General features: G+C 42.9%; 3 protein-coding genes. All 3 read right to left on the bottom strand.

The features are described from left to right. The coding region (locus tag ACYQ2C_RS17310) for a beta strand repeat-containing protein (RefSeq protein WP_460104400.1) at window positions 1–3,755 on the bottom strand (3,755 nt) is incomplete at its 3' end. 205 nt (window positions 3,756–3,960) lie between these two features. After that, entirely contained in the window at window positions 3,961–5,901 is a 1,941-nt protein-coding gene (locus tag ACYQ2C_RS17305) for a ShlB/FhaC/HecB family hemolysin secretion/activation protein (RefSeq protein ID WP_460104399.1), read from the bottom strand. 23 nt (window positions 5,902–5,924) lie between these two features. After that, entirely contained in the window at window positions 5,925–8,546 is a 2,622-nt protein-coding gene (locus ACYQ2C_RS17300; protein ID WP_460104396.1) for a protein kinase domain-containing protein, read from the bottom strand. Window positions 8,547–8,818 lie beyond the last annotated feature (272 nt).

Here is an 8,818-nt window from a genome sequence, read left to right as displayed (position 1 = left end):
AGCCCACTGCTGCCCGTTAATGTGCCGGTGTTGTTGATGGTTTCTGCGTTGGTAACAAGAACGCCAGAATCGGTTGTAAAACCAGAAACGCCCAAAGAAGCATTATCGATATTGATATCAACGGTATCGGTGCCATTGCCAGCATCTACAACAGAAACGTTGGTAAAGCTAGTATCTAGAACGGTATCTACCGTAACCGTTGTGCCCGTTAACACAAAACTCTCATCGGTATCGCTGCCCAAAAGGGTTCCGATATTGTCAAAGGCCTCTACACCCAGAAGGGTTACAGTTCCAGAGCCCGTAGACGCTAAAGAAACCTCTCCAGTCGCACTGATATTTAGATTATTACTAGAAACATTTAAAGTATCATCGCCAGCACCTAAGTTAATGGAGGCACTTGCACCTGAGAAACTAAATAAGTCTCCCGCGTCAGTTACGTCTACTGTTACCAAATCATCCAAAGAGCTAGTTTCAATAGATATTAAATCACCTGTTCTCTCATTCAGCGTTGCACCAAAGGCAACAACAGACGCGGTGTCATCCATCACTGACAAAAGGTCATCACCACGACCCACACTGGCATTAATGATATCGGCGTCTAGGGTAACCGTAGAGTCAATGTCTAGGTCTGAAGAAACGAGATCTCCGGCAACATTAAAATTAATGTCATTGTTACCTTCCGTTGCACTAACGGCATCGGAGCGTGAGGTAATTCTTGAATTACGTACAACAATACTGTTGCGAGAATTAAAGGTAATAGAACCCCCGCTACCAGAGCCGCCAAAGGCGGAGGAGGTAATATCAAGAGGTACCAACTCAGTACCTAAGGTTATTGAAGAGGAGCTAGATGTGACGCTGACATCACCGCCATTAACATTCTCTTCAAGAGCACTGGAATTAATATTACCCTGAATATCAATAGCACCAACTGCGGTAATATTGACATTACCACTTTCTGTTGCAATCGACCCACTGCTTGTAAAACTGGAATTAGAAGTGATTGTGAGGGCGCCACCGCCAGTATTTACAGCCGAAGTACCATTAAAGGTAATAACACCGTCTGCAGATATTCCAACAGCACCGACTTCACCAAGAGCGCCTGCTGTACCAAAGCCTGATCCATTACCGTTTGCACCTGGATCGCCTGCCGAGCCCGAAACTAAATCAATAGCACCGGATATAATCACATCTTGAGCATTTGAAATGTTGAACGTTCCACTGTCACCTCCATTCCCTGCAGATCCACCTGAAGCATTCCGACCGGAAGTTCCATTACCTCCATTCCCCCCGTCACCCCCAACAAGTAGAACAACCCCGCTATAAGAGAAATTAGAAGAAGCAGTAACTGTCAAATCACCCGATTGACCACCAACACCTCCATCTCCTCCTACATCAGTGTCATTAGATCTATCAAAAGCTTCGCCGCCAGTGCCACCACCCCCACCAATAGAGTTAATCTCTGACGTAGATGCAATAACTACCTCTTCACCAGTTAAAGAGACACTACCACCTGATCCGCCTGCCCCTCCTGCGCTCGCTCCACGTTCAGCGCCAGGGTTACCATCGAACCCATCAGCTCCCCTACCGCCATTACCACCGTCGGCAGTAATATCACCTGATACATTAACCCCATTTTCAAATGAGATGAACGAAACATCACCTGCATTTTGGCCTGCGCCACCCGGGATCTCGCTAGCATTTTCACTATCTATGCCGTCAGAGCCAGAGGTATCAATATTCCCAGATATATCAATAGCACCGCCTGTGCGTATACTTACAGAACCTGCGTCTAAACCATCTCCACCACCGGTGTTAATTTCAGACCCCGAAAATAGAGTTACACCTCCTCCAGAGAACACACCCATGCCGTCATCAGAGCCAGCATCAACAGTAACATTACCTCCCCGAGTTCTGACAGTCACAACAGTAGAGTCGCTTCCAATATTGACGTTATTGACTGCGGTTAACGTGACACTGACGGATCCCGCGTTCCCAACAGGAGGATTGAGAGGATCAAGAGGAGGCTCTATTCCTATACTTGCATTAACATTAATGTTGTTATCAGCAGTTAAGGTAAGGGTCACATCATTTGTGGGATCTACGAATAGATCAGTAGAAACCGTAATATCACCGTCATCTGGCCCATTACTATTCGTAGTTATCTCGACGGAGGATCCACCATTTAAGGCATCGGTGATATTAGAAGCAACAATAATAGAATTCGTGTCCGTAACGCCGGGAGTAAAATCTACGCTCCCCATACCATCATCGGTAGATGGAACTGGATCTCTACCATCACTGACATCGTCAAACGCAACAATTTCGATATTAGTCGGATCAATTAACCATTGACCTGCTGTACCATTTTCAGCTCGTGCGGAAACCTGCCCTCTCAGATCTACATAACGTTTACCCGAAGTTTCTACAAAGCCACCGTCGCCAACTTCATTACCACCTTCGGTTTTAATATCGCCATAAAATCTTGTGGTATCGTCGGCCCAGACAATTACACGGCCACCATCACCGTTTTCGATAGCGCTTGCATTGATTTCGGTATCGCTACCAATGTAGGTAACTTCTGCGTTTCTAATATCAGGATTAGCACCTTGGTAATCCCCACCGATTAATACTTCTCCGCCGCCAGTTGCACCGCTGGCATCAATATTCGCATTCCCAACAAGACCAACAGCATCACCAAGAATTCGAACTTGGCCACCAGATGCCTCTACCGAGCTAACATCAACAATGCCATCGACAATTGCGCGGTCACCTTCGACATGAATCGAACCGCCTTCATGAACTACCGAAGAAGCGTCTAGTGTTCCGGTATTAATGACGTCGCTACCAATACCGGTTAAACGAATTTTTCCGCCACTGGTATCGATACCACCGGCTTTAATAATTCCTTCGTTATTTACCGCTCTTGCAAAAAGATCAGCACTCACTCGCCCATCTAAAACAACAGAGCCCGCTTCAATTTTACCGGTGTTAAGAACGGCCGCATCTACGCCTAAATCGTTGGTTAAAAGCTCTTCTTTAACCTTTAAACCGATAACGCCGCCTTCGTCAAAAGTAAGAAGAACTTCATCTGCAGCCGTTAGATTCACAACACCGGCACTGATTAAAGTACCGGTATTTTCTACAGATTCACCAAGCAATACGATGCCACTAGCAGCATTAATTACCCCGCTGGTAACAACAAATCCATCACCATTTTCAACCGCTTTAAAATCAAACTCACCATTAAGAAAAGCGTCGGTATTTATTGCTAAACCACTGACAACTAACCCACCGACATCAACGGTCGATGATTCCGTAAAAATAACACCCGATGAATTGACTAAAACTACATAGCCATTTGCTTGAATGGAACCAGAAATAGTACTGGCCTGATTGTTAAGTACGTTATTTACTGCAATAGATTGGGAGGTAGGTTGATTGAAGATTACGCTTTCGTTGGTGTTTACATCGAAACTGGTCCAATCAATGACTAGATTATTCGTATTCTGATTAATCTGGGTAGTATTTCCACCGTAATTAATATTACCTTGACCACCAACAACGGTACCACCAGTAGGGCCCGCCATTGCGATAGGAACAATTGAATTCGCAAGAAAAATCCCAGCCGCCAAACGAGAAGGAAAACGCTTACGCCAAACTCCGTTAGCCAACTTAAAAGTTAACGAGCCTTTAGTATTATTTAAAATGCGTTTTTTATTTACAGAATCTTTTATTAACGAATCCATTTGTTCCATTATTTCAAATCTCTAAATTTGAATTTTTCACAGTAATAAACTTGATATAAAGGCAGTTTTTACTATGCTAAAAATACTTACTTAATTAACTATTTAATGACTCAATGCCGCTACTGAATATCGAGAGACTTTTTGAATCGATCCAATGATTTCAAAGCTCGCTCAGTAATTTAAATTCACTGAGCAAACAAAAATTGCGTCTTAATTATTTAAAGAAATAAGTAAAGTCGGCAAAAATCTGAATATCATCTGGGTTTTCTAAAGTATCGTTTATCTTTTCTGACTGCCCAACGGGCTTAGCAATACTTAATTGCGAACTAAATTGATTGAGATAATTAAATTTAAATAAAAGGCCAGCCGAGGTTAACGTTACGCTACTTTCTGTATCTTCTTCACGAGCACTTTCTGGCAGCTCCTGTAGACCATATGCATAATCGTAGAATAAAGCCGTTTGCAGATAGTCGCCTAACCGACCACCGGCAGGAAACTTAAAATTAATGGCTTTGGGTAAGTTTAAATACCATTCGGATCCAAGATAGAAAGCAGTATCAGCGGTAAAATCTCGAACAGTGTAGCCCCTAACCCCTTGGGCACCACCAAGAGTTTGTTGATCAAATGATGGCAACGGCCGGTCGGAGTATTGCCAATTACTTTTAACTAAAAGACGAGTATTTCCTTGAGAAAAAGGAATTGGTAAGAAGAAGAAGTTAGTCGTGGTCCCCTCAAACTTATAATAGTCATTAGGTTCTCCCTCTTCTACGTCACTAATCAGATTTCCGTACGACAAATTAACATTAAAAGCATTTAACGCACGGATTTTTGAAGAAAGCCGATCACCAACCAACCCAAGGGTTAAACCAATAGCGTGATCATTGGCCAGTGGTACACTGGTATTTGCAGTAAACTCTGTCTCTTTACTGGTGATGGATACAGAACCCAGTAAATTTGTAGTACGGCTACGGATAAATTTGTGATCTAAACCGGTAGAAATAATCGTGTTTTTACCTGAAAGACCAAGATTGTTAAGCCCTTCGTCATCACTCACAACGCTAAAGTCAGTGTAATCAAGTCCAAAGCGAGCCCGTGTTCTTACTCCCCAGACTGGGAGGTCATAGGCAAATTGCAATAACTCTGATTCATCCGGCTCAAATGATTTTTGCACACCAAGACTAATATGATCGCCTAAACCAAAAGGGTTGTTCCAATCTGCAAAACCAAAGAGTCTATTCTCGCCCGTAAAAGTCGAGCCATGGTTATCGACTCGTACCGCATAGCTCGCGCTTTTTTCGTCAAGAACATCAATATTTAACGTGGTTTCACCAACATTTTTACCGCTTGAAAAAGAGCCTGCTACACGCAAACCTGGAAGGTCATTTAATAAATAAATTCCTTCTTCGATAAATTTTTCATCGACTTTTTGACCGTTATTTTTCTCAAACGGTTTTTCTAAAAGAGCAGTAGAATATTTTTTCGCTCCTTCAGTAACAATATCACCCTGTACACCTTCTAAAATCGCAAGCTTTACCACACCGTTATTGACATCTTGAGCAGGTAAATATACCTGCGCTAAAAATAAGCCGTGAGATTGATAATAGTTTTGTAATCTACGAGCAATTTCATTTAAGCCTGTTAAGCTAATTCCACGCTTAGAACGCTGCTCCCTAAGCAATTCAATCAAGCCATCTAAATTCTCTCCACGCAGATTTCCGGGACGAGATAGGGCTTCTACAGACGCTAAATAATTACCCAGGCTATTTAATTCATCGGCCGTAAATCCATGATCGCCTTGCTGCTCTTCACGCATCAACTCAGATCGCCATTCCTCCACCTTAGATAGAATTTCTTCTTCGGTAATACCGAGTTCTGGAAAAGATGGGATTCGATCAAACTGAATTTGTTTTACATTAATACGCAACTCTTCATCGCGCTCGCGCACACTCGCAATATTAGTGTCGTTCTTAGGTCCGGCAGTTTCTAGTGCCCTATTTCGATATTCTTCTTCTAAATCACGGTCGTTAATAATATGAAGTCGACCGTCACTGGTGGTACCAAAATTAGGGCCGAAATCAGGCTGCGCTAACACCGAGCCTGATACAGTTGTAATAAAAGCACACGAAAGATGAATAAAAGATTTCATCGGTTTCATGAAAAGTCCTTTTCAAAAATCTATTAATTTACGTTTCTAACAACGCGAAAACCAGTAATGGCATCTGCTGAACCATCATGACCATGAACTGTTTCTACAGTGCAGCGCGACATCGGATCTTCGATACTGCCGCCAACTGCGGAATAACCTGAGCCATTTTTGACCAATTCTTGAGCGTTACCAGAGTAATTAATCAAGCCATAATCATTCTCTAAACCAGAGTCAGCAGTCACCAAAGAATCGCCTTTGGTTATGCCGTTAAATCTAAGGAAACAATTACGGTTGGGATCTTCTCGACGGCTTCTACCATTAGCCGCTGCTGACCATTCACTGAGAGTTGGCAGACGGTAGGTATTACCTGTTAACTCCGAAAGCCATTTCGCATAACCCTCCATTTGCACAGCTGTCAAATTCGTGGCAGGTAACTCATCAGAAGGCACAGAGCACTTGCCAGTCGATTTACAATAGAAAATCACATCGCTGTTGCTGATTTCAGAGCGTGAAATGGCTAGTTTGATATCGATATTCTCAGCAGAAGGCACCACCACCATAACCGGAGGCCTTTTACCATCAACAATAGGATCACGGCACAATCGACCAGAACCGGTTCGGATATGCCCGCAATAGTCAATGCTGACATCAGCAAATGCAGCTGCACTACCAGAAAACAATGCTAAAGAAGACTGCAAAATACGATTCGCTTTAACCGGATTTCTTTTTGCTACTTGTGTAACACAGTTAGCCATTTCTTTTGCGAGACCAGACTCTAAAGCCGCAGATTCTTTAGGATAGCGTGACCGGAAATTTAATACCGCGTCACCAGGCACACCGGCGACATCTAAATCTTGACTGCACTGAAAATGACTTTTGACATTGCTTTCTGCGGCTTGCAATTCACGCTGATATTTTTGCTTTTGAGACGCTTGCAAAGCTGCTTGTTCACGTCTTTGTTGAGCAATTAAACGAGCCTGCTCCGCATCCGCAAGTGCTTGGATTTGTGTATCTAAAGATAATTGCGCGAGTGCTTTCTCACCGACAACTTCATCAATATGAGGGTTTGTAATTGTCCAATACCGAGCTTCAGAGATATAGGCATCTGCTACAGAAATATCTTCAGCGACTACCTCCAAGTCTGCAGTAGACATATCGGGAACTGACAACTTTTCTCGAGCCAGCTCTAAAAATTTATTTGATGCAGAATAACGGTAATCACTAATAAGTTGTTCGCTAGATTCAGGAAAATTTTTATAAGCTTCCAGATAAGCCTCAGTTTCTTGCTTCCAATCTTCCCTCAAAATATTTCGATCCAGCTCAACATCTGAGAAATGTCTCTCCAACTGCGATTTAATATTATCGAAGCGCTGTTCTTGTTTAGCTGCTTCCTCTCGAGCGGCAGCCTCTTGCTCTGCGACCGCTAAAAGTTCGGCTTCTCGCTTTTGCACTTGAAAATAAACACCGCCGCCAATAGCAAGTGCCAGCACAGCTGCAACAACATATATAAGTGGATTAGTTCTCTTCTTAAAGAACTGATGCACAAACTCTTCAACAGATGGTGTGCGTTCCTCGCGCCGTATTTTTAAGGCTTTTTCTAGAGCCTGCCATTGCCATCGGGTAAGAAATTGAATTCTCTGAAGTTCAGGTAAATCTTTACTGTTGGCTGGTTTTCTGTCGTAGGGATGACGCCCACTTAGCATTTCATAAGCCACGCAGGCTAGCGCATAAACATCATCACTTGGATCAGGGTCGCGACGCTCAAACATCTCAAAGCTTGCGTACGCGGGAGTCAGCGCAGAAAAAATACCAGCGTCAAAAGTATCTTGCTTTTTACTGGAGCTACTTTCAGAACTTTCGGCTGCAACCCTTGCGATACCAAAGTCGAGAACCTTTGCAGTTCCGGACTCGGTGACAAAAATATTCCCCGGTTTAAAGTCCGAGTGGATAATGCCATGTGAATGCGCGTAGATCAGAGCACTGGATATATCACGAATAATACTCATCGCCTGATCTTGATCTAAGCCATGTCCAGACGCATCTTTTAGGATTTTATCGAGCGGATGCCCTTTGAGATATTCCATCGTCATGAAGACCGTGTTGTCTCCATCACGGTCAAAATCATAAACAGTAACAATATTAGGATGCGCTAGAGTCTGAGACTTTTGAGTCTCGCGCTGCAAAGAGACGAACGCCTCTTTATGTGATTTAAAATCCTCGTTTAGTAACTTAACAGCCACATAAGGATATGGATCCTTGGCCTCTATTTTTCGCTGATCAAGCGCGAGCCATACTGAACCCATACCGCCAGAGCCGAGGAGAGAGTCTAGCTGAAAACGATTTCTAATAACCCGTGACTGTGACGCTCCAACCTGCTGAGGACTGGTAGCCCCACCTATTGGTTTTCTCTCGTAGGGCTTTGATGAAATGTGGGTTTTATCCGAAGACGCAGAAGATTCAACTATAACGGTCCGATCGTCAGGAGTTGAAGAAGATGAACTGCGAGATTGAGCATTTACCGATTCTTGTGCAACAAAAACAGTTTTATCGTCCGGGATTGAATCAGATTTAGAGTTTTGATTAGGTACGATGACTGTCTTGTCATTTGCCGCCGTATTATCAGCACTGGCACCTTGCTCGGGCTTTTTCAACATCCTATATTACCTAGCCGTAAATTCATTGTTTTTACGTGATCAAGTCCTATAAACATGATGAAGCACGTAAAGATTTACACAGTGTCCCTTTTAAAAAGTGACCTTAAACCACAAAAATGAAATTAATAAAAAATATTAAAATTACATTTAAATTTCATCTTTACACGAGTAATTAACAATCTAGTTTTGCTAAAAACTACAGGTTAATTGTGGCCGAAAGACTCGAATAATCTCGGGAAACTGTCAGTAATACTAACATGAGCGACTAATTA

It is taken from the genome of Sessilibacter sp. MAH3 (assembly GCF_054658275.1).
This window is presented reverse-complemented; position numbering and strand designations above follow the sequence as displayed.

Excerpts from the sequence above, each read along its gene's own strand:
- ACYQ2C_RS17305 (WP_460104399.1), bottom strand. The coding sequence starts at position 5,901 with ATGAAACCGATGAAATCTTTTATTCATCTTTCGTGTGCTTTTATTACA.
- ACYQ2C_RS17300 (WP_460104396.1), bottom strand. The coding sequence starts at position 8,546 with ATGTTGAAAAAGCCCGAGCAAGGTGCCAGTGCTGATAATACGGCGGCA.